General features: G+C 68.0%; 19 protein-coding genes. 10 read left to right on the top strand and 9 right to left on the bottom strand.

Going from position 1 to position 19,803, the window contains the following annotated elements; all coding sequences use genetic code 11:
• Positions 1 to 112 precede the first annotated feature (112 nt).
• On the top strand, positions 113 to 1,111 hold the full coding sequence (locus tag BST44_RS06660; protein ID WP_244184742.1) for a D-2-hydroxyacid dehydrogenase family protein: 999 nt from the start codon (positions 113 to 115) through the stop codon (positions 1,109 to 1,111).
• Here BST44_RS06660 and BST44_RS06655 read toward each other — a convergent pair whose 3' ends face one another.
• Genes BST44_RS06655 through BST44_RS06640 form a run of 4 tightly spaced genes read right to left on the bottom strand, consistent with a single transcriptional unit; the run spans position 1,112 to position 4,069 of the window.
• Complete coding sequence (locus BST44_RS06655; RefSeq protein ID WP_083175939.1) at positions 1,112 to 1,726, bottom strand: TetR/AcrR family transcriptional regulator; 615 nt, start codon at positions 1,724 to 1,726, stop codon at positions 1,112 to 1,114.
• Positions 1,723 to 2,496 carry an SDR family NAD(P)-dependent oxidoreductase gene (locus BST44_RS06650; protein ID WP_083175937.1) on the bottom strand — a complete coding sequence of 258 codons (774 nt, stop codon included), beginning with the start codon at positions 2,494 to 2,496 and terminating at the stop codon, positions 1,723 to 1,725. The genes BST44_RS06655 and BST44_RS06650 overlap by 4 nt, the downstream gene beginning before the upstream one ends.
• Positions 2,493 to 2,993, bottom strand: a complete 501-nt coding sequence (locus tag BST44_RS06645) for a VOC family protein (RefSeq protein ID WP_083175935.1) — start codon at positions 2,991 to 2,993, stop codon at positions 2,493 to 2,495. Before BST44_RS06645 ends, BST44_RS06650 begins: the two co-directional genes overlap by 4 nt.
• Positions 2,990 to 4,069 carry an NAD(P)H-dependent amine dehydrogenase family protein gene (locus BST44_RS06640; RefSeq protein WP_083176130.1) on the bottom strand — a complete coding sequence of 360 codons (1,080 nt, stop codon included), beginning with the start codon at positions 4,067 to 4,069 and terminating at the stop codon, positions 2,990 to 2,992. Before BST44_RS06640 ends, BST44_RS06645 begins: the two co-directional genes overlap by 4 nt.
• Positions 4,070 to 4,173: 104 nt before the next feature.
• Here BST44_RS06640 and BST44_RS06635 point away from each other — a divergent pair, with 104 nt between their 5' ends.
• Both BST44_RS06635 and BST44_RS06630 read left to right on the top strand, forming a co-directional pair.
• Complete coding sequence (locus tag BST44_RS06635) at positions 4,174 to 5,031, top strand: SDR family oxidoreductase (protein WP_083175933.1); 858 nt, start codon at positions 4,174 to 4,176, stop codon at positions 5,029 to 5,031.
• A gap of 8 nt (positions 5,032 to 5,039) precedes the next feature.
• Complete coding sequence (locus tag BST44_RS06630; RefSeq protein WP_083175931.1) at positions 5,040 to 5,426, top strand: DUF1330 domain-containing protein; 387 nt, start codon at positions 5,040 to 5,042, stop codon at positions 5,424 to 5,426.
• Positions 5,427 to 5,438: 12 nt separating this feature from the next.
• On the opposite strand, the gene BST44_RS06625 is transcribed toward BST44_RS06630, so the two are convergent.
• Entirely contained in the window at positions 5,439 to 5,936 is a 498-nt protein-coding gene (locus tag BST44_RS06625; protein ID WP_083176128.1) for an adenosine-specific kinase, read from the bottom strand.
• Between the two features lie 94 nt (positions 5,937 to 6,030).
• On the opposite strand from BST44_RS06625, the gene BST44_RS06620 reads away from it, so the two are divergent.
• The 3 genes from BST44_RS06620 to BST44_RS06610 are packed head-to-tail and all read left to right on the top strand — an operon-like array spanning position 6,031 to position 9,160.
• Positions 6,031 to 7,386, top strand: a complete 1,356-nt coding sequence (locus BST44_RS06620; protein WP_083175929.1) for a WS/DGAT/MGAT family O-acyltransferase — start codon at positions 6,031 to 6,033, stop codon at positions 7,384 to 7,386.
• A 4-nt stretch (positions 7,387 to 7,390) separates the two neighbouring features.
• Positions 7,391 to 7,876 (top strand): NUDIX hydrolase, encoded by a 486-nt coding sequence (locus tag BST44_RS06615; protein WP_083175927.1) that lies wholly within the window; start codon positions 7,391 to 7,393, stop codon positions 7,874 to 7,876.
• Between the two features lie 45 nt (positions 7,877 to 7,921).
• Positions 7,922 to 9,160, top strand: coding sequence for a cytochrome P450 (locus BST44_RS06610; RefSeq protein ID WP_083175925.1), 1,239 nt, complete (start codon positions 7,922 to 7,924; stop codon positions 9,158 to 9,160).
• A 40-nt stretch (positions 9,161 to 9,200) separates the two neighbouring features.
• Here BST44_RS06610 and BST44_RS06605 read toward each other — a convergent pair whose 3' ends face one another.
• A complete protein-coding gene (locus BST44_RS06605) occupies positions 9,201 to 9,572 on the bottom strand; it encodes a hypothetical protein (RefSeq protein WP_083175923.1) in 372 nt (123 codons plus the stop codon).
• 127 nt (positions 9,573 to 9,699) lie between these two features.
• Between BST44_RS06605 and BST44_RS06600 the strand changes: the two genes are divergently transcribed.
• Positions 9,700 to 11,235, top strand: coding sequence for an HNH endonuclease signature motif containing protein (locus BST44_RS06600; RefSeq protein WP_208619738.1), 1,536 nt, complete (start codon positions 9,700 to 9,702; stop codon positions 11,233 to 11,235).
• Here BST44_RS06600 and BST44_RS06595 read toward each other — a convergent pair.
• The gene (locus BST44_RS06595) at positions 11,232 to 12,302 is read right to left on the bottom strand and encodes an ATP-dependent DNA ligase (RefSeq protein WP_083175921.1); all 1,071 of its coding nucleotides are present in this window, start codon (positions 12,300 to 12,302) and stop codon (positions 11,232 to 11,234) included. The genes BST44_RS06600 and BST44_RS06595 overlap by 4 nt on opposite strands.
• Positions 12,303 to 12,328: 26 nt before the next feature.
• Here BST44_RS06595 and ligD point away from each other — a divergent pair, with 26 nt between their 5' ends.
• On the top strand, positions 12,329 to 13,366 hold the full coding sequence (gene ligD / locus BST44_RS06590) for a non-homologous end-joining DNA ligase (protein ID WP_083175919.1): 1,038 nt from the start codon (positions 12,329 to 12,331) through the stop codon (positions 13,364 to 13,366).
• Positions 13,367 to 14,923: 1,557 nt separating this feature from the next.
• Entirely contained in the window at positions 14,924 to 16,951 is a 2,028-nt protein-coding gene (locus BST44_RS06580) for a glycoside hydrolase family 172 protein (RefSeq protein ID WP_142274383.1), read from the top strand.
• Positions 16,952 to 16,955: 4 nt separating this feature from the next.
• Here the strand turns inward: BST44_RS06580 and BST44_RS06575 are convergent, their stop codons facing one another.
• Complete coding sequence (locus BST44_RS06575; RefSeq protein ID WP_142274382.1) at positions 16,956 to 17,726, bottom strand: rhomboid-like protein; 771 nt, start codon at positions 17,724 to 17,726, stop codon at positions 16,956 to 16,958.
• A 215-nt stretch (positions 17,727 to 17,941) separates the two neighbouring features.
• Here BST44_RS06575 and BST44_RS06570 point away from each other — a divergent pair, with 215 nt between their 5' ends.
• Positions 17,942 to 19,135 carry a cytochrome P450 gene (locus BST44_RS06570; RefSeq protein WP_142274381.1) on the top strand — a complete coding sequence of 398 codons (1,194 nt, stop codon included), beginning with the start codon at positions 17,942 to 17,944 and terminating at the stop codon, positions 19,133 to 19,135.
• A gap of 6 nt (positions 19,136 to 19,141) precedes the next feature.
• Here the strand turns inward: BST44_RS06570 and BST44_RS06565 are convergent, their stop codons facing one another.
• Positions 19,142 to 19,726, bottom strand: coding sequence for a TetR/AcrR family transcriptional regulator (locus BST44_RS06565; RefSeq protein WP_083175915.1), 585 nt, complete (start codon positions 19,724 to 19,726; stop codon positions 19,142 to 19,144).
• Between the last annotated feature and the right edge of the window lie 77 nt (positions 19,727 to 19,803).

Raw genomic sequence — 19,803 nt, 5'->3', positions numbered from 1 at the left:
TGGCGGTGGCGGTGGCGGCTGAGTCGCGCCGGTCAACCCGTTGACTCGCCGCGGGCAGAAACAGGAGTAGCCGGCGCGTCACCGGGCCGGTGTTCGATGCTTGAATGGGGGCGTGGGTGACTCCCGGCCGCAGGTGGCGATACTCGACGACTACGCCGGTGTGGCGCTACGCCTCGCGGACTGGTCGCCGGTGCAAAAGCATTCGCGTGTATCGGTTTTCGACCGGCATCTCGCCGAGGACGAAGCGGCGGAGGTGCTGCGGCCGTTCGACGTGATCTGCACCCTGCGCGAGCGGATGGCGCTGCCGAGGACGCTGCTCGAACGGCTGCCCAACCTGAAGCTGATCACCATCGTCGGCAGGAGCCTGCCGAGCCTGGACATGGCCGCGGCCACCGAGCGGGGCATCCTCGTCGCCCACACCGACTTCGCCCATCCGAGGTTTCGCTCCGTGCACGACGCCACCCCGGAGCTCGCCTGGGGCCTGCTGATCGCCACGGTGCGCAACCTGGCCGAAGAACACCGACGCATGCGTGAGGGCGCCTGGCAGTCGACGACGGGCGTCACGCTCTCCGGTAAGACGCTCGGGCTGATCGGGCTCGGCCGGGTCGGCAAGCGCATGGCCGAATACGCGAATGTCTTTGGCATGGAGGTCATCGCATGGAGCCAGAACCTGACCGCGGAGGCCGCCGCGGCCGCCGGCGCGCGCCGCGTCGAGAAGGCGGCGCTGTTCGGGGAGTCCGACGTGGTCTCCGTCCATGTCGTGTTGTCGGAACGCACACGCGGCCTGGTCGGGGAAGACGAGCTGGCCCTGATGAAGCCGCACGCGTACCTGATCAACACGTCGCGGGGCCCGATCGTCGACGAGACCGCCATGATCGGTGCGCTGCGAGCCGGGCGCATCGCGGGCGCCGGGCTCGACGCGTTCGACATCGAACCGTTGCCGCCGGATCATCCGCTGCGCCGGCTCCCCAACGTGACCCTGTCGCCGCACCTGGGGTATGTCACCCGCGAAATGCTCGGCGCCTTCTACTCCGACACCGTGGAGGCGGTGGCCGCCTGGCTGGACGGCGACCCGATCCGGATCGCCAATCCCGAGGCGGCGCGGCGCTGATCAGGCGCGCTTTCTCTTCCAGTGCGGGCTCCTGACGGCTTCGAGGGCCTCGGTGACGTAGCGATCCAGCGGCCAGGGGCGTCCGGACTGGCGCACCCATCGCTGGAATCCGAAATCGGCCGCCGCGAAGGCGAGTTGGACCAGGAGGCCGGGACGGATGTCGACGTCGGGGTTCACCCCCATGCGCCCGGCGATCAGCTTGGCGGCCCGCTCCTTGTCGGCGGGCGTGTGGACCGTGACCTTACGGAGCAGGTCGGGGGCCACCAGCAGCGCCTCCCGCCACTCGTCGGTGTCGGCCTGCTCGAACGACCGGGTCCGCGTGATGATGGCGTTGATCAACGCCACGTCGGGTGACTCGTTGGCGGGCCGCTGCTCGAGCAGGTTGACGATCGCGGCGCCGCCATGGCGGACAGGGGCGAGCAGCAGGTCTTCTTTCGTAGGCACATGCCGGAAGAAGGTGCGCGGGGAAACGCCCGCGGCAGCGGCGATTTCCTCCGTCGTCACGGCGTCGTATCCGCGTTCGACGAACAGCCGGAACGCCGCGCGCCTGATGTCGGCCCGGATCTGTGCGCGCTGCCGATCGCGCAGCGATTGCGGTCGGGCGGGAGAGGTCACCGGAAGCAGCCGATCCCGCCGTCGACGTGAATGGTCTGCCCGGTGACGAACGTCGCGTCGCTGCCCAGCAGGAAGGCCACCAGCGCCCCCACGTCGGTGCGGACATCCCCGATGCGCTTCATCGGCACACGGCTCACGGCCTTGTCGTACTCTTTGGGCGCGAACGACTTCCAGAACTTGACTCCGTCCGACTCGGCGAACGGGCAGATGACGTTGACGCGGATGTTGTCGCGCCCCCACTCCAGGGCGGCCACCTTCGACATGCCACGGATGGCCTCCTTGGCGGCGGCGTAGCCGCCCCATTTCGGTTCCCCGCCGGTGCCCGTGCCGGAGCCGAGGTTGACGATCGACCCGCCGCCGGCCGCAACCATCACGGGGTGCACCGCCTGCATGAGCAAAAACGTGGCCCGCGGGCCCACGTCGTGACCGAGCGCGAAGTCTTCGGCGGTGATGTCGACGAACGCCTTGGGCTCGTTGGTGGCGATCGCATTGTTCACCAGGCCGTGCACCGTGCCGAATGCGTCGACCGCGGCCGTCACGATCCGTCGGGCGCTGGCCGGGTCACGCAGGTCGGCGGTCAGCTTCTCCACGCGGCCCAGCGGCGACAGCTCGGCAGTCGTCTTGCCCAACAAGTCGTCCTGGATGTCGACCAGCAGCACCGCGGCGCCGCGTTCGAGCAGCGCCGCGGCGGTGCCCTTGCCCACGCCTTGGGCGGCACCGGTGACGATCGCGACGTGGCCGCGCATCGACGACGGGTGGCTGTAGGTCATCCGGCCGGTCCCATCCGCAACGGGACCCCGCGGTGCATCTCGTAGGTGCTGCGCGCGCCGTCGGGCAGTTCGATGAACTCGACCGCGGTCCCGTCCGGATCCTTGACGAAAAACATTCGTACCCCGCCGATTTCGAAAGGGTCTTGGTCCGGCGGGAAGCCGGCCGCGCTCACCCGGCGGTGGGCCTCGGCGAGATCGGGCACCGACAGGGACACATTGTGGATCCCGGTGATGCCCCGGCGCGCGGGCTTCTGCTCGGCGGGTTTGGTGCCCAGCGACAGCAGCTCGACCATCAGGCCGCCCAGCAGGCCGCCCACCACCCGGCCCTCCTGCTTACGGGTGGCGTGCAGGGCCGCGTCGAAAGGCTCACCGGAGATCAGGGTTTCGAAGACCACCTCCATGCCGAGCAGGTCGCGGTAGAACGTCAAAGCGCGGTCCATGTCGGTCACGCCGACGACGAGGTGACAGAAGGATACGTCGCCCAGTACCGCGGTCATGACACCGCGAGGCCGGCGGCCGGGCGGCCGGCGAACAGGGGCAGGTCCAGGTAGGTCTTGATGCCGGGCGCCGCGGCGCAGACGTCGGGGATGGCGTTGACGCAGTGGTTGGCGGTGGCCACCACGCCCGGATTCTTCACCAGCCCTTCGGCGATCGTCTCGGGTTGCAGGCCCTTGAAGGTGAGGCTCACGGTGGGGTTCCCGGTGATCTCGACCTCGAACCGTTCGCCCAGCCCGCCGAAATTCCAGGCCGGCTCCAGGTTCTCCTCGCCCATCAGCCAGTTGACCGCCGCCGTGATGACGGGTTCGCCGTCCACCAGGGCCTGCCAGCGGAACCGGCGCGCGGCCACCGCTCCGGTGGTGATCGGGAAGGGGGCGTAGTCGATGTCGGCCGTCGCCACCGCGACGTCCTGGATGGTCCGGATGTTCGGGTCGATGCGGAATCCCATGTGGTCGGCGATCATCCGCACCGACTGCTTGAAGCCCGCCTCGAGCAGGCCGGCCATCGGCCCCTGCACGGCCTCCTCGGGGGTGCCGCCGAAGCCCATGATGTGGCGGACGACGTCCGGGGCGTTGTAGGTGCGGATGTCGGAGAACTCCTCGGCACGGATGTGCGTGACGGCCGACGACAGCGAGGACAGCATGAGGGGGAAGCGCTCCGTGATGCCGCCGGGATGGATTCCCGAGCCGTGCAGGGTCACCCCGGCTTCGACCGCGGCGTCGGCGACGGCGCGGTGCCGCGGGTTGCCGGGATCGGGATACACCCAGCCGACCGGGGTGACGACGTTCTTGCCGGATCTCAGGATCGCGATGACCTCGTCGTCGTTGGGCACCAGCGGGCTGTACACGACGCAGTCGGCGTCGGTGGCCAAGATCTCCTCGGCGCTGCACGTGGCGGTGACACCGAGGTCCCCGGTCCCGAGGATCCGGCCGACGTCGACACCGTTCTTCTCGGCGCTGTGCACCCAGCAGCCGGCCAGCTCCAGCTGCGGATGGTTCAGGACGCACGCGATGGCCGCCTTGCCGACTCCTCCCGTGGCCCACTGGATGACGCGGAGCTTGGACGGACTACTCATCTGGTGACCTCCGAATTGCATGCCTTTACACGCCCACGACCGGACTGGCACAGTATGACCCGCTGACAGTGACTGTCAACATCGGCTTCGAGTGGAGGGCCCGCATGAGCGCGCTGGACGGCAAAGTCGCGATCGTCACCGGGACCAGTCGCGGCGTGGGCGTCGGGATCGCCCACGAACTGCTGCGGGCCGGCGCCACCGTCATCGGCTGTTCGCGCTCGCCGCTCGACACCATCCCCGGGCTGGAATCCGACTGGGCGGCCCGGGCATCCCAGAAGGTGTGCGACCAGGGGGACCACCGCGCGATCGACTCCTTCGTCGCCGAGGTCGTCGCCGAGCACGGCCGGGTCGACATCCTGGTGAACAACGCCGGGGGCACCGTGCCGGCGCCGCACGCCGAGAGCATCCCCGAACTGGTCCAACGCATTCAGGGCGCGCCCGGTAGCGACGATGAGTACGAGCGCACGGCCCTGTTCCATGCGTTCGCGGTGCAGATGAACCTGATCAGCCCGCTGTGGTTCGCCATCCGCGCCTACCGGCAGATGCGGACCCAGGACGGCGTCGGCTGCATCATCAACATTTCCAGCGGGGCCGGGCACCCGGCGGGATCACCGACGTTGGTGTCCTACGGGGCGGCCAAGAGCGGTCTCAACCACCTGACCCGCTCACTGGCCGAGGAGTGGGGACCCAAGGTGCGGGTCAACTGCATCGCCCTGGGTCCGACGATGACCGAGAACTTTCGGTCATTCGTGCTGCCCAAGGATGACCCAACGGGCGCAAAGTATTTCGCCGCGGTTCCGTTGCGGCGAGCGGGCGAGCCGGCGGAGGTGGGCAAGGTCTGCGTGTTCCTCGCCGGCGGGGAGGCGGACTTCGTCAACGGCACCACCATCGAGCACGACGGCGGCATGCTGCCCGGCGTGCTGTACGAGGCGGGACTGAAGACCATCACCGATCTGCTCTAATCGTCACCATGAGCAGCTCCCTGGAACCCACCGCCGAACAATTCGCCGCGCTGGCCGCCCGGCCCGCCGGCGCGCCGGTGGTGATGATCAACCTGTTGAAGTTCAAGACCCCGGGCGGCCTGGAGTCCTACCGGCGCTACGGGCAGGAGGTTGCGCCGCACCTCGAGCGGGTGGGCGCCACCGTCCGCTACGCGGGAACCGCGCCGACCTATGTGATCGGCGACGGCGAAAGACCTTGGTGGGATGCGATTCTCGTCGTCGAATACCCGACGCCGCAGGCGTTCATCGACATGGTGAGCACGCCGGAGTACGCGAAGGTGCACGAACACCGGGCCGCGGGGCTGGACCGGGGCGACCTGATCGCGACGTCGGCATGGTCGCTCGCGGAGTCCTGACGGCGCTGCCGCTCAAAGCTTGTAACCGATGGTGCGCAGCAGATCGTGCCGCTCGGCGACGTCGCGATCGCCTTCCACGGCGATCGGGGTCTGCCCGTCGATGACGCCGACGATGCCGCGACCGCGGGGGGACACGGCGACGATGACGTCAACCGGATTCGCTGTGGCACAGTAGATTCCGCAGACCTCGGGCACCGCTTTCACGGGGTTGAGGACATTCACCGGAAAGCCCTCGCGTAAGAAGATCACGAAGCTGTGCCCGGCCGCGATGGCCACCGCGGTGCGTGTCGCCAGTTCGACCAGATCGGGGTCGTTGCCGCTGCGGCGGACCAGCCGCGGTCCGGACGCCTCGCAGAAGGCCAGTCCGAACCGGAGCGACGGGCTCACTCCTGCCAGCGCCTCGTGCAGGTCTTCGACGGTCTTGATGAAATGTGCCTGGCCGATGACCACGTTGACGTCGTCCGGTTTGTCAACGGCCACCACATCCCAGGTCAGCGATGTTGTCGTCACCAATTCATGCTGCCACCCGATGACCGCCGCCGAAAGACGACGATGTTCTCCAAGAGCGCCGTCGCCCCGGCGTCGATCGGGGTCTAATGGGGGGATGGAACTGATGATGCCCACCGACGCGATCTTTTTGCTGGGAGAATCGCGGGAACATCCCATGCACGTCGGCGGCTTGCAGTTGTTCGAGTTGCCGAACGGCGCCGGCCGCGGCTTCGTCCGGGAACTCTACGACCGGTTGGTCGAGCAGGACGACTTTCAGCCCACTTTTCGCAAACACCCGGCCACGTTCGTCGGCGGGATCGCGAACCTGGGTTGGTCCTACGACAAGGACGTCGACGTCGACTACCACGTGCGGCGCTCGGCGGTGCCGTCGCCCGGACGGATCCGTGAACTGCTCGAGCTGACCTCGCGGTGGCACAGCAGCCTGCTGGATCGGCATCGCCCCCTGTGGGAGACGCACATCATCGAGGGCCTCAAGGATGGCCGGTTCGCCATCTACACCAAGGTCCACCACGCACTGATCGACGGCGTCTCGGCGCAGAAGCTGATGCAGCGCGCGCTTTCGACCGATCCCGACGATCCCGAGTTCCGCGCGCCGTGGAGCCTGCCCAAGAGCAAGCGCAAGAGCAGCCCGCTGAGCCCGTTGCGTTCCGCACTGCATGCGGCGGGATCCGTTGCGGCGCTTGCCCCATCGGCGGTATCGCTGGCCCGCGCCGCGCTGCTCGAGCAGCAGCTGACGCTGCCCTTCGGCGCGCCGCGCACCATGCTGAACGTCAAGATCGGCGGCGCGCGCCGCTGCGCGGCGCAGTCGTGGTCGTTGGACCGGATCAAAAGCGTCAAGAAGGCCGCCGGCGTGACCGTCAACGATGTCGTCCTGGCGATGTGTTCGGGCGCCCTGCGCTATTACCTGCTCGAGCAGAACGCGCTGCCGGACACGCCGCTGATCGCGATGGTCCCGGTGAGCCTGCGCACCGAGGACGAGGCCGACGCCGGGGGCAACCTCGTCGGCGCCATCCTGTGCAACCTCGCCACCGACAGCGACGATCCCGCGCAGCGACTGCAGACCATCAGCGATTCGATGCGCAGTAACAAGACGGTGTTCTCGCAGCTGCCCCGGTTCCAGGCGCTGGCGCTGTCCGCGGTCAATACGTCGGCGCTGGCGCTGGCCGCGGTCCCGGGCTGGGTCGCGTCCACGTCGCCGCCGTTCAACATCATCATCTCGAACGTGCCGGGGCCGACCCAGCCGATCTACTACGGGGGAGCCCGGCTCGACGGGAATTACCCGCTGTCCATCGCGCTGGACGGCCAGGCGCTGAACATCACCCTGGCCAACAACGCCGGCAACCTGGACTTCGGCCTGGTGGGATGCCGGCGCAGCGTGCCGCACCTGCAGCGCCTGCTTGCGCATCTGGAGTCGTCGCTCAAGGATCTGGAACGCGCGGTCGGGTCCTGAGCGGATGCCGAAACTCAGCGCGGGTGTGCTGTTGTACCGGGCCCGTGGAGGCGTCGTCGAAGTCCTGATCGCGCATCCGGGTGGCCCATTCTGGGCGCGAAAGGACAACGGCGCGTGGTCGATTCCCAAAGGGGAGTACACGGAAGGTGAGGACCCCTGGGCCGCGGCGCAACGCGAGTTCTCCGAGGAACTCGGGCTTCCGGTGCCGGCCGGGCCCCGGCTGGACCTCGGGCAGCTGAAACAGTCGGGTGGCAAGGTGGTCACCGCCTTCGCCGTCCGCGGCGACCTCGACGTTTCCGGGGCCCGCAGCAACACCTTCGAATTGGAGTGGCCGAGGGGCTCGGGCACGATGCGCGAGTTTCCGGAAGTCGATCGGGTGGGCTGGTTTTCGGTGGCGCAGGCCAGCGTCAAGCTGCTGAAGGGCCAGCTCGCATTTCTGGACCGATTGATGGCGCATTCGGATCCGGCGGGGTTCGGCGAAGGTGCCTGACGTGCGCGGCCGCCGGCGCGGTCCGCTGGTGTGCACAATGTCAGCATGACGACCGCCCCTCCCGAGCAAGCCGAATCGCAGGGGTTGCTGCTGCAACTGCTCGACCCAGCCAACCGCCCCGACCCGTACCGACTCTGCGCGCAGTTCCGCAAGGGCGGGGCGCTGCGACTGCCCGACGCCAACCTGGTGGTCTTCTCGAGTTACACCGACTGCGACGAGGTGTTGCGGCACCCCTCGTCGAGCAGCGACAACGTCAACTCGACGGTTGCCAAGCGGCAGGCCGAGGCGGGCACGGCGCCGCAGCGGCAGGGCCCGCCGGGCTTCCTGTTCCTCGATCCGCCCGATCACACCCGGCTGCGCCGGTTGGTCAGCAAAGCGTTTGCGCCGCGGGTGGTGAGCGCGCTCGAGCCCGATATTCGTTCGCTGGTCGACGGATTGCTCGATCGGGCCGCCGATCGGGGGCGCTTCGACGTTGTCGACGATTTCGCCTATCCGCTGCCGGTGGCGGTGATCTGCCGGCTGCTCGGCGTGCCGCTCGATGACGAGCCGCAATTCAGCCGCGCGTCGGCGTTGCTGGCTCAGGCGCTGGACCCGTTTTCGACGATCACCGGCGTGCCCTCGGACGTCGCGAGCGAGCGACAGCAGGCCGCGGTGTGGCTGCGCGAATACTTCCATGCTCTGATCGAGCGCCGCCGTTCACATCCCGGCGACGACTTGCTGTCGGCGCTGATCGCGGTGGAGGAGTCCGGAGATCAACTGACCGAGGAGGAGATCGTCTCCACCTGCAACCTGCTCTTGATCGCGGGACACGAGACGACGGTGAACCTGATCGGGAATGCCGTGCTGGCGATGCTGCGCAACCCCGGGCAGTGGACTGCGCTGGGCGCCGACCCCGGGCGAGCGCCGGTGATAGTGGAGGAGACCCTGCGTTACGACCCGCCCGTGCAGCTGGTGGGCCGAATCGCTCTGGCCGACATGGTGATTGGTGGAGTCGAGGTGCCGGCGGGCGATGTCATGATGCTGTTGCTCGCCGCGGCCCACCGCGACCCTGCGGAATTCGACCGGCCGGACGTCTTCGACCCGGAGCGGAAAGGATTGCGGCATCTCGGATTCGGCCGGGGCGCCCACTATTGCCTGGGCGCGCCGTTGGCGCGGCTGGAAGCCGGGGTGGCGCTGTCGGGGGTCACGGCGCGCTTCCCCGGCGCCCGGCTATTGGACACCGAGCCGCAGTACAAGGCGAACGTCACGCTGCGGGGATTGTCGCAGCTGTCGGTCGCGGTCTAGCTTTTCCGCTCTGGCCTTCGCGCTGCCAGGGCGCTCGCAGCTAGCCTTCGCGGTCCCACGGCGCGCTCTCGCCCATCTTCGTGTAGTACTTGGCCAGATGGCTCTTCACCCGGTCGACGTCCGCCTTGGGCAGGTCGATGCCGCCGCGCGCACCGTCCATGATGGCGCCTGCCGCCATCACCCCGCGGGGGACCGCCTTGAGGTCGCCGCCGACGACATCGGCGATCAGCAGCTTGTACGCCGTGAAGTTGTCCTTCTTGTCGTTGTCGTACCAAACATGGGCGTCGCGGTACTTCTGGTTCGGCGCGTCCTCGGCGCCGGCCCACTTGCGGACCCGCTTCTCGGCCGCACCACCGTCCCAATTGCGATCGCGGTCGGCCAGCGGCAAATCTTGGAACGCTGTCACTGACATGTCAGGTCGCGTGCCCGCTCTTCGGGGGCGTTAAACGCCCCGCCGCGGTTATCCACAGTCTGGACTTTGCCCACAGGCGGGCGCTTTGGCGGGCCCGCGGTCGATCGCCGGCACTACTATCGAAACTATGTTCGATTGCTCGTTGCCCAGCGCGGAGCAGCTGGCGGGCGCCGACGACGCGGAGGTGGCGGCCGCGATCGCCACGTGCGCGCGGGTCGAGGCGGCGGCCGCGGCGCGCCGGTTGGCGGCCATCGCCGAGCTCGTCCACCGCCGCGCCGACGGCCCCACGATCTCGGCCCACTGGTCGTGCGACAACTGGGACGCCATGGCCGCCGAGGTCGCCGCGGCGCAAAACATCAGCCACGCCATGGCATCCGGTCAGATGTACCTGGCCGCCGCGCTGCGCAACCGGCTCCCGCGGGTGGCGGCGCTCTTTGCCGAGGGCATCATCAGTGCTCGGCTGGCGGCGACCATCGTCTGGCACACCGATCTCGTCAAGGACGCCGAGACACTGCAATCGATCGATGCCACACTGGCCGAAGACGCGACGCGATTCGGGCCGATGTCGGCCAATAAGACCGCGCAGGCCATCGACGCGGTGGTGGACCGCCACGATCCGGCCGCCTTGAGGAGGACGCGCGCCAGCGCCCGCAGCCGCGACGTCGTGATCGACCGATCGGCCGACCAGTCGGGAACGGCGGCCTTGTGGGGCCGGCTCTACGCGCACGACGCGGCGATGCTGGACCGGCGCCTGCTGCAGATGGCTCACGATGTGTGCGAAGACGATCCGCGCACCGTTGCCCAGCGCCGAGCCGACGCGTTGGGTGCGCTGGCCGCGGGCGCGGACCGGCTCGCGTGCGGCTGCGGCAACGCGGACTGCCTGGCCGGCGTCGACGGGGACGCGCGGGCGGCCGGCGTGGTCGTCCACCTCGTTGCGGACGCTTCCGCGCTCGATGCCGCCCCCGACCCGCACACGGCCGGTGCACCGGCCCGCACGCCCGTCACAGATCAGACCACCCTGGCCGAGGCGCTGGCACCGGATCCGGAGCCGGACGTTCCGGAGGCCCGGCCACCGGCGTTGATCAACGGAGGCGGGGTGGTATCGGCGGCGCAGGTCGCCGAGCTGATCCGGGGCGGCGCGAAGGTTCGGCCGGTGCGCCACCCCGCCGGCGCAGCGCCCGAGCCGGGTTATCGCCCGTCGGCGGAGTTGGAGCGCTTCATCCGATGCCGGGACATGACGTGCCGATTCCCCGGCTGCGATCGACCCGCCGAGTTCGCCGATATCGACCACACGGTGCCGTATCCGCTCGGTCCCACCCACGCGTCGAACCTCAAATGCCTGTGCCGGAAACATCACCTTCTGAAAACTTTCTGGACGGGTTGGCGCGACGAGCAACGGCCGGACGGCACCGTGGTGTGGACGTCTCCGAACGGACAGACCTACACCACCCGGCCGGGCAGTCGCCTGTTGTTCCCCGCGCTGTGCGTGCCGACGGGGGAATTACCCACTGCAGCAACGACATTTCGACCGCCTGCGGACCGCGGCGTCATGATGCCGAAACGCCGACGGACTCGGCAACAAGACCGAGCCGGCCGCATCGCCGCCGAGCGCGCGCTCAACGCCGCCCGCGTCGCCGAACGCAACCAGCCGCCACCCTTCTAGCCGGATCCCAAGCCCGGGACGATGTCACCGAGGCTGAAGGTGACCGGCTGTTCGAGTTGTTCGTATGTGCACGAACGCGGGTCGCGGTCCGGGCGCCACCGGTTGAATTGTGCGGTGTGGCGAAATCGCCGGCCTTCCATGTGGTCGTAGCGGACCTCGACCACTCGTTCCGGTCGCAGCGGCACGAACGAAAGATCCTTTCCGGCGTTCCAGCGCGAGAACTCGTTCTTGCGCGGGGTCCGTTCACCCGCCTCATGGGCCGCCCAGTTCCACGGGTGGTCGTCGAAATCGGTCACCAGCGGCTGCATTTCGGCGAACATGCGCCGCCGTTCGGCCATCGGAAATGCTCCGATCACGCCGACGGACGCGAGTTGACCGTCGTCCTGGTAGAGCCCGAGCAGCAGCGAGCCGATCGCGTCACCGCCGGACTTGTGCACCCGATAGCCGGCGACCACGCAATCGGCGGTCCGCTCGTGCTTGATCTTGAACATGACGCGCTTGTCGGGCTGGTAGGTGACGGTCAGCGGCTTGGCGACGACACCGTCGAGACCGGCGCCCTCGAATTCGTCGAACCAGCGCTGCGCGACATCGATGTCGGTGGTGGCCGGCGTGACGTGGACCGACGGGCCGGAGTCGCTCAGCGCGTCGACGAGGGCGGCGCGGCGCTCGCTGAACGGCCGGCGCGTGTAGTCGTCGCCGCCCAGGGCGAGCAAGTCGAAGGCGATGAACGCCGCCGGCGTCGCCTCGGCGAGCATCCGCACCCGCGAATCCGCCGGGTGAATGCGTTGTTGAAGGGCCTCGAAGTCCAGGCCATGGGCGGTCGCGATGACGATCTCCCCGTCGATCACGCAACGCTCGGGCAGCTCCGCCCGGACCGCGGCCACCAACTCGGGGAAGTACCGGGTCATCGGCCGCTCGTTGCGGCTGCCCAGCTCCACCTCGTCGCGGTCACGGAAACAGATGGACCTGAATCCGTCCCACTTGGGCTCGTACGACGCGTCCGGCGGGATCGACCGCACCGATTTGGCCAGCATGGGCGACACCGGCGGCATGACGGGTAAGTCCATAGGCCGATTGTGCTGGAATCTTCGGTATGGCTGCTGCAGAAGAGCTCGACGTCGACGGTGTGGCGGTGCGCCTGACCAATCCGGACAAGGTGTATTTCCCCGAGTTGGGCTCGAAAGGCACCAAACGGCGGCTCGTGGAGTACTACCTCGCCGTCGCGGGCGGCCCCATGCTCGACACGCTCCGTGACCGGCCCACCCACGTGCAGCGCTTTCCGGATGGCGTCGACGGCGAGGAGATCTACCAGAAGCGGATTCCGCAGCACCACCCCGACTATCTGCAGACCTGCCGGGTGACGTTCCCCTCGGGACGCACCGCGGACGCGCTGAAGGTGACGCACCCCTCGGCGATCGTGTGGGCGGCACAGATGGGCACCATCACGTTGCACCCGTGGCAGGTGCGCTGCCCGGACACCGACCATCCCGACGAGTTACGCATCGACCTGGATCCGCAGCCGGGAGTCAGCTTCGAGCAGGCGCGGACGGTGGCCGTCGACGTGTTGCTGCCGTTGCTCGAGGAGCTTGGCCTGGTGGGGTACCCCAAGACCTCCGGCGGGCGCGGGATTCACGTGTTCCTGCGGATCGCCACCGATTGGGACTTCGTCGAGGTGCGCCGCGCCGGCATCGCGCTGGCCCGCGAGGTGGAGCGGCGCGCCCCCGAGGCGGTCACCACGTCGTGGTGGAAAGAAGAGCGCGGCGAGCGCATCTTCATCGACTTCAACCAGAACGCCCGCGACCGCACCATGGCGTCGGCCTACTCGGTGCGGCCCACCCCGATCGCGACGGTGTCGACACCGCTTACCTGGGCCGAGCTGGCCGGCGCGCAACCCGACGATTACACCATCGCGACCGTTCCCGATCTGGTAAGAGCGCGCGACGACCCCTGGGCCGCAATGGAAGACGCGACACAATCGATCGCGCGACTGCTGGAGATGGCCGACGCCGACGAGGATCGCGGCCTCGGCGACATGCCGTATCCGCCCAACTACCCGAAGATGCCGGGCGAACCCAAACGTGTTCAGCCAAGCCGTGATACCGACCTGAAGAAGGACGGCAAGTCAAAGTAAGACAACACCGCTTTGACCGGCACGTCCCCGCGGACACAGCGCGGCACAGCTCAACGTGATGCGTCGGTCAGACGACACCTTTGGTGCACAGGTGCTTTCGGCAAGCCATGCCGCCGGCTGAATCGGAGCGCCAACTGGCACGCCTACGCGAGGTAAGGCGTGCCAGTGGCGTAACCCCGACGGCCCGAAGTTCTATGGCGTGCAGGTGATTCCGGTAGACGAGCTGGTGCACGAGATAGACGGCAGCGTGCAACCGGCGCTTGACAATGCGGTGGCGGCCAGGACCAGGCCGAGAACAACTTTGTACTTCAAACGAGACATGAACCACTCCCATCCCCTGAGGAGAACTGTTTACGCCCGAGGATCGTTATAGTACGTGAGTTCAATGCGGAATGCTGTGTATTTCAACATATTTCCGATGATTTCGGCCAATTGATTCAAGCCGACTCGGCGTCTGGACCTGATTCCGTTGTGCGACACAGCCTTGAGTTGATTTGTCACAGTGACGAACCAGCTGACCCAGGCCGGGTCACGTTCTCGGTGCCCAAACATGGACGACAGCAAGGGGTTTCGGGCACCGTTGCACGCGAAAGCCCAGAACATGGCAAGGACGGTGTGGATGACGTTAGGCCCTTAAGGCGGGTGGAACGGACTGCCCCGTATGCGCGAGATCGCCTGCAAGACAGACAACCTGACCGGGGCACGCGACCGCGAGTCGGTACGCTGACTGGCACGCTCGAGGCAATTTGGAACTGCCCCTCGATGGCTCCAAAAATGAGCCGTATCAAACAAAGCGTGCCAGTAGCGCAACCCCCGACGGCCGGCCGGGCAGCTCTATGGCGTGCAGGTCACTCCGGTGGCTGCAGTGGCGCAATCGATGGTCAACGGCACCGTGCAACCGGAAGCTGCGGTGGCGGTGAAGGCCAGGACCAGGCCGAGAACAACCTTGTATTTCAAACGAGACATGACCACTCCGTCCGTGAGAGGAGAAATGTTTCGCCCGAGGGGAGTTATATTACGTGAGTGCAATGCGGAATGCTATGGGATTCACCAAATTTGCGGCCGTCTGCGAGTCAATAGATTGGAACGGGGCCGGGCCCCCGTTGAACCGCCCGGGCCGTGGATCAAACGGTCCGGGAGCCGTGCTTCAATCCGACGCGGCCGGAACGGATTTGCATTCATTTCGGCAGAATTCTCCGCGGGGACGAATTGGAAACGAGGCGGCAATGCGCTATCCGCCTTGCCTTTGAAAACCGGCGGATGGATTCCAAACGTACTCAAGGAAAAGAAGATGCGTACCCTAGGTTTGGAAATTGGCGGCCGGTAGTGTCTATCGGTATGTGCCGGCTCCCGGGCAATCGTGCCTTTGAACTCGTTCAGGCGCACCCGCACCACCGCCGTCGACCTCGCCGACGGATCGGCTCGTGACACTCCCGGTCCATACCTCCCCAACCCCCAACGGCTTGAATACATTTCACGCGGGCGCCGCACGGGGCCGGTCCCCCGTTGGATTCCAAAAACGGGTCAACCCGACCGGGAAACGTAAGCTTTGTCGCCATGCGGGTCGTGATGGGTACGTGGTGCGTCGCGTTCGCCTTCGTGCTGTCCACGGCCGGCGTCACCATGGCGGCGCACGCGCCGGCGGAGCCCGGCGGCAACGGCGCGGCCGAACGGCTGATCGGCTGGGACACCTACCGCCGGCTGGACCGGTTGCCCTACCTGCGTCCCGACACCCAGGCCCTGCAGCTTTCCAGCTTCGACCGCAGCGGCGGTGACTTCGACCTCTCCACCGGAAATCACAACGGCACCGGCGGTTGCCTGACGGCCGGCGGCGCCGGCTGCGTGGTCGCGGAGGATCGCGGCGCCGGCGAGGTGGATTCGATCTGGTTCACCCGCGACGGCGGCAATGTGACCAAGATGGGAAACGTCCGCATCGAACTGGATGGGCGGACGGTGTTGGACGCGCCGCTGCAATCGGTGGTCGACGGCGCGCTGGGTGCGCCCTTCGAATGGCCGTTGGTGGCGAACGCGGCGCAGTCGCCGGGCGGGGTGTACATCAAGGTACCGATGCCCTACCGGCAGTCGATGCGCATCAGCGTCACCGCGAATCTCGAGTACTACCACGTCGATTACCGCCAGTTCTCGACCGCCGACGGCGTGACCACCTTTTCGGCGGCCGACCCCGCGCTCGACGTGCTCGCCACGCTGCGCGCGGCGGGCACCGCCGACCCCAAACCGGAGGCCGCGGCGGTTCCCGAGAGCCGGGTCGTCGAGCTCCCCGCGGGCGCGGGTGTGACGGTCGCGGAATCGACCGGCCCGGCCAGCATCTCGGCGCTGCGCCTGCGGCTGCCCGAGCCGACGGATCAACTCCTGGGCGGCCTGCGGCTGCAGATGGAGTTCGACGGCCGGACGACGGTCGACTCCCCGCTCGGGGAGTTCTTCGGCGCCGGGTTGGGCGCCGGCACCGTGCGCTCGCTGATGTTCGCGGCCAGCCCGGGGCCGCAGGGGTCGTTGGCGTTGTCGGCGTGGTGGCCCATGCCGTTCGCCCACGCGGTTCGCATCACGCTGATCAACACCACCGACGATCCGGTGGCCGGGATCGACAGCGACGTGACGATCGCCCCCGATGCCCAGTGGGCGTCCGCCCTGGCCGAGGGCCGGGCCGGATACTTCACCGCTCGCTCGCACGCCGCGCCGACGGTCCTGGGCCAGGACTGGTTGTTCGCCGACGAACAGGGCCACGGCAAGTTCGTCGGGGTCAGTCACACCATCCGGGGCACCCGCATCAGGACCGCGTTCAGCGAGGCCGCCCCCTACTTCCTGGAAGGCGCCGAGCGTGTCTACACCGACGGCGCCTCGTCGCCCCAGTGGTACGGCACCGGCACCGAGGACCTTTACGAGGGCGGCTGGTATTTCAAGGACGGCACCCGCTTCAGCGACCCGCTCACCGGACAACCCGATCGGCGGACGGCGGGCGGGGGCTGCGCGGACTACTGCGTCGCCGTCTATCGGCTGATGCTCGCCGACGCCATCGACTACCACTCCGCGATCCGCTTCGGCATCGAGCACGGCAAACGCAATCTGGTCCAACCCGACTACAGCTCAACGGCTTTCCTCTATACGCAACCCAACGAGACGCTTGCACCCGGCGATGACGTCCGCCCCGCCGATCCGGTCAGCCGGCTCCTGCACGGCTACGCCGACGCCGACGCCACGGACCAGCTGCTGGTCAGCCAGTACGAAGGCGCCGAGGACATCCGCCCGGTGGTCGGATCGGTGCGCGCCACCAACGCGGCGATCACCTTCCACGTCGACATCGACCCGGGCAACCGCGGCATCCTGGTGCGCCGCACGTCGGATCAGGCCGACGGATTTCAATCGGCGGATGTGGCCGTCGACGGCGTTCCCGTCGGGACCTGGCTACAGCCGCGCGGCAACGATTTTCACCGTTGGCTCGACGACACCTACCTGTTACCGCCACCGGCGACCGCGGACAAGGCGCAGCTGACGATCACCCTCACGCCGGCGCCCGACTCCCCACCGTGGACGGCGAGCCGCTACCAGATCGAAACGGTGACGGGATGACCGATCAGCCGGCGGTGGACCGTATGACCCGACCGGCGAGCGGCATGGCGATCACTGCGCCCGTCAACCCGCCGACGGGAGCCGGCAACGACGACGACCCCGAGAGCACGAAGTAGGCGAAGGCGGCGCCGACGACGAGCAGGGCGGCGTGCACGCCCGTCCAGCGCGGGATCGACGGCAACCGGAACGACAACGCCATGCCGAGCAGCAGCGCGAGGACGTGGCCGAACGCGGTGAAGTCCGCGTCGAATGTCGCCGCCACCGCGATGCCGAGCCACCAACCGATCCAGGCCGGGCGCCAGCGCAACGGTATCGACGCGGTCAGGGCGCCCAGCACGCACACCGCGCCGTAGCTGATGCCGACGTCGGTGGCCCGGGCGACCGAGAACGGCAACCGGCCGGTCTCCACCGCGGCGACCAACCCCACGGCGACGATCACGGTGGCACCGATATGGCCGACCGCGAAGGTGATCAGCAGGCCCCTGCCGCGCCAGATGAGTTCACCCAGCGCCAGCAGGCACACCAACCCCGGCAGCCAGAGATAGACGTCGCCGCCGTCGCTGACGAAGGCGCTACCGACCAGGGCGCCCAGGTGGCCGTGCGCCAGGTTGTGCAAGTTGGTGCTCATCTCGCTGACGACCGCGGCCCGGGCGTGCCCACCCAGCGCCGTCAGCGTGACGGAGACCGCGAGCAGCATCAGGGCGTAGGCCGCCGTGACCCGCAAGTGGTCGGCGCGCGCCCGCACGTCGGCGCCGGCCGGCTCCAAGAGCGTCATGTCCCCACGGTGCCGCTCCGATCGCGGGCTTGCCGCGCTCTTAACGAAGGCTTCACACCGGGGCGCGAAATCTTCACAGATCCGGGACAGCGGGCAGACCAAACCCCGTCCGGTGATATCCCCGCCGGGCGTCTTGACTGCCCGCCGTCCCCGCTGTAGACATGGGTGCGCCAGGATTTGGGCGATCGCCCAAACCGCTGAGGATGGAGGTGGCGATGGGCGGGTTGGACGTCTACTACGACCCCTACGACGTCGACATCAATGCCGACCCCTATCCCACCTACGCGCGGCTGCGCGAAGAGGCGCCCATCTACTACAACGAGCGCTACGACTTCTGGGCGCTGTCAAGGCACTCCGACGTGGAGCGCGCACTGGCCAACTGGGAGACGTTCTCCAACAGGCGCAGCGACATCCTCGAGCTCATCCAGTCGAAATTCGACATGCCCGGCGGGGTGATGATGTTCCAGGACCCGCCCGAACACACGCGGCTGCGCGGCCTGATGTCGCGGGTGTTCACGCCACGCCGGATGGCGGAGCTCGAGGATCAGATCCGGCAATACTGCGTGCGGTGCCTGGACCCGCTCGTCGGGTCCCCGGGCTTCGACATCATCGCCGAGCTCGCCTCGATGATGCCGATGCGGGTGATCGGGATGCTGCTGGGAATCCCCGAGTCCGAACAGGTCTCGGTGCGCGACGCCAACGACGCGAACCTGCGCACCAAGCCGGGCGCACCACTGAAGGTCGCCGACGCGGACTCGATCGCCGACGGCCGGATCTACGCCGACTACGTCCAGTGGCGATCCAAGAACCCCTCCGACGACCTGATGACGACGCTGCTCAACGTCGAGTTCGACGACGAGCACGGGGTGCACCGCAAGCTGACCCGCAAGGAGGTGCTGCACTACACGCAGGTGGTCGCCGGGGCCGGCAACGAGACGACCGGCCGGCTGATCGGCTGGCTGGCCAAGGTGCTCGCCGAGCATCCCGACCAGCGGCGCGCGGTCTTCGAAGACCGGTCGCTGCTGACCCGTACCGTCGACGAGACGCTGCGATTCGAGCCGACCGGCCCGCACGTCGCCCGTTGGATGGCAGGGGATTTCGAGTGCTACGGCACGACGGTCCCGGCGGGCAGCGCCATGCTGCTGCTGTTCGGCGCCGCCAACCGCGATCCCCGCCGCTACGCCGATCCCGACACCTACAACGTCCGGCGCGACAACATCTCGCACATCACGTTCGGTAAGGGCGTGCACTACTGCCTCGGCGCCAACCTGGCCCGCTTGGAAGGCCGCGTCGCGCTGGACGAGATTCTCAACCGCTGGCCCGAATGGGGCATCGACTACGACACGGCGCAACTGGCCTCGACCTCGACCGTGCGGGGCTGGGAGCGGCTGCGAGTGATCTTGCCCTGAAAGGGGTTAACCGGGCATCTCGAAGCGGTCGACGATGCGGTTCACCAGCGCGACGGCCTCCAAGTGGCCGGTCGTGGCGCCCAGCGCCTGCTCCAGGATGAGCATCCGACCGACCGCGGCGATGACGACCGCGATGCCGGCGGGCGGGAATTCGCCGGCGTCCAGGTGGTGTTCGCGGACAATGAAATTCAGCGCGGTGATCTGCATTTCGCGCCACCGGTTCGACCAGGCGGCGATCTCGGCCCTGATCTCCTTGCGGTGGTTGGCCAGACCCATGAACTCCAGCAGCAGGCGGGTGTCTTTCGGCTCGACGAGCGTGTCCCACAACGCATGCAGCGGACGGTCGGAGGCAAGCGCGCGCTGTTGGCGCTCCAGGTAGGCGGCGGCGCCGCGGCGGAAGACGTTCAGGTAGAGGTCGTCCATGGTGGGGAAGTAGTAGTGCACCAGGGCCGGCTTGACGCCGGCTTCGGCCGCCACCCGGCGCGACGTCGCGGCGGCATAGCCCTCGTCGACCATGACCCGGACGGTCGCGTCGATCAGGGTGTCGCGCGTCGTGGAATCCCGCGGCTTCGGTCGTTCGGGAGCGGTCATGGCGTGGAGTTCCTGTCGAGGGACCGTGGCGAGCCGGCGTTTGGGCGAGCGCCCAAAAGTCTAGCCGGGGCGGGCGG

The organism is Mycobacterium scrofulaceum, from assembly GCF_002086735.1.
GTDB lineage: Bacteria > Actinomycetota > Actinomycetes > Mycobacteriales > Mycobacteriaceae > Mycobacterium > Mycobacterium scrofulaceum.
The sequence above is the reverse complement of the archived record's forward strand: the minus strand, read 5'-3'. Positions and strand labels throughout refer to the sequence as shown.

Bases quoted from the DNA above. Each gene is read 5' to 3' on its own strand.
- BST44_RS06565 (WP_083175915.1), bottom strand. From the start codon at position 19,726: ATGACCGCTCCCGAACGACCGAAGCCGCGGGATTCCACGACGCGCGAC.
- BST44_RS06570 (WP_142274381.1), top strand. From the start codon at position 17,942: ATGGGCGGGTTGGACGTCTACTACGACCCCTACGACGTCGACATCAAT.
- BST44_RS06610 (WP_083175925.1), top strand. From the start codon at position 7,922: ATGACGACCGCCCCTCCCGAGCAAGCCGAATCGCAGGGGTTGCTGCTG.
- BST44_RS06575 (WP_142274382.1), bottom strand. From the start codon at position 17,726: ATGACGCTCTTGGAGCCGGCCGGCGCCGACGTGCGGGCGCGCGCCGAC.
- BST44_RS06600 (WP_208619738.1), top strand. From the start codon at position 9,700: ATGTTCGATTGCTCGTTGCCCAGCGCGGAGCAGCTGGCGGGCGCCGAC.
- BST44_RS06630 (WP_083175931.1), top strand. From the start codon at position 5,040: ATGAGCAGCTCCCTGGAACCCACCGCCGAACAATTCGCCGCGCTGGCC.
- BST44_RS06580 (WP_142274383.1), top strand. From the start codon at position 14,924: ATGCGGGTCGTGATGGGTACGTGGTGCGTCGCGTTCGCCTTCGTGCTG.
- BST44_RS06645 (WP_083175935.1), bottom strand. From the start codon at position 2,993: ATGACCGCGGTACTGGGCGACGTATCCTTCTGTCACCTCGTCGTCGGC.
- BST44_RS06640 (WP_083176130.1), bottom strand. From the start codon at position 4,069: ATGAGTAGTCCGTCCAAGCTCCGCGTCATCCAGTGGGCCACGGGAGGA.
- BST44_RS06605 (WP_083175923.1), bottom strand. From the start codon at position 9,572: ATGTCAGTGACAGCGTTCCAAGATTTGCCGCTGGCCGACCGCGATCGC.
- ligD (WP_083175919.1), top strand. From the start codon at position 12,329: ATGGCTGCTGCAGAAGAGCTCGACGTCGACGGTGTGGCGGTGCGCCTG.
- BST44_RS06635 (WP_083175933.1), top strand. From the start codon at position 4,174: ATGAGCGCGCTGGACGGCAAAGTCGCGATCGTCACCGGGACCAGTCGC.
- BST44_RS06615 (WP_083175927.1), top strand. From the start codon at position 7,391: ATGCCGAAACTCAGCGCGGGTGTGCTGTTGTACCGGGCCCGTGGAGGC.
- BST44_RS06620 (WP_083175929.1), top strand. From the start codon at position 6,031: ATGGAACTGATGATGCCCACCGACGCGATCTTTTTGCTGGGAGAATCG.
- BST44_RS06650 (WP_083175937.1), bottom strand. From the start codon at position 2,496: ATGACCTACAGCCACCCGTCGTCGATGCGCGGCCACGTCGCGATCGTC.
- BST44_RS06595 (WP_083175921.1), bottom strand. From the start codon at position 12,302: ATGGACTTACCCGTCATGCCGCCGGTGTCGCCCATGCTGGCCAAATCG.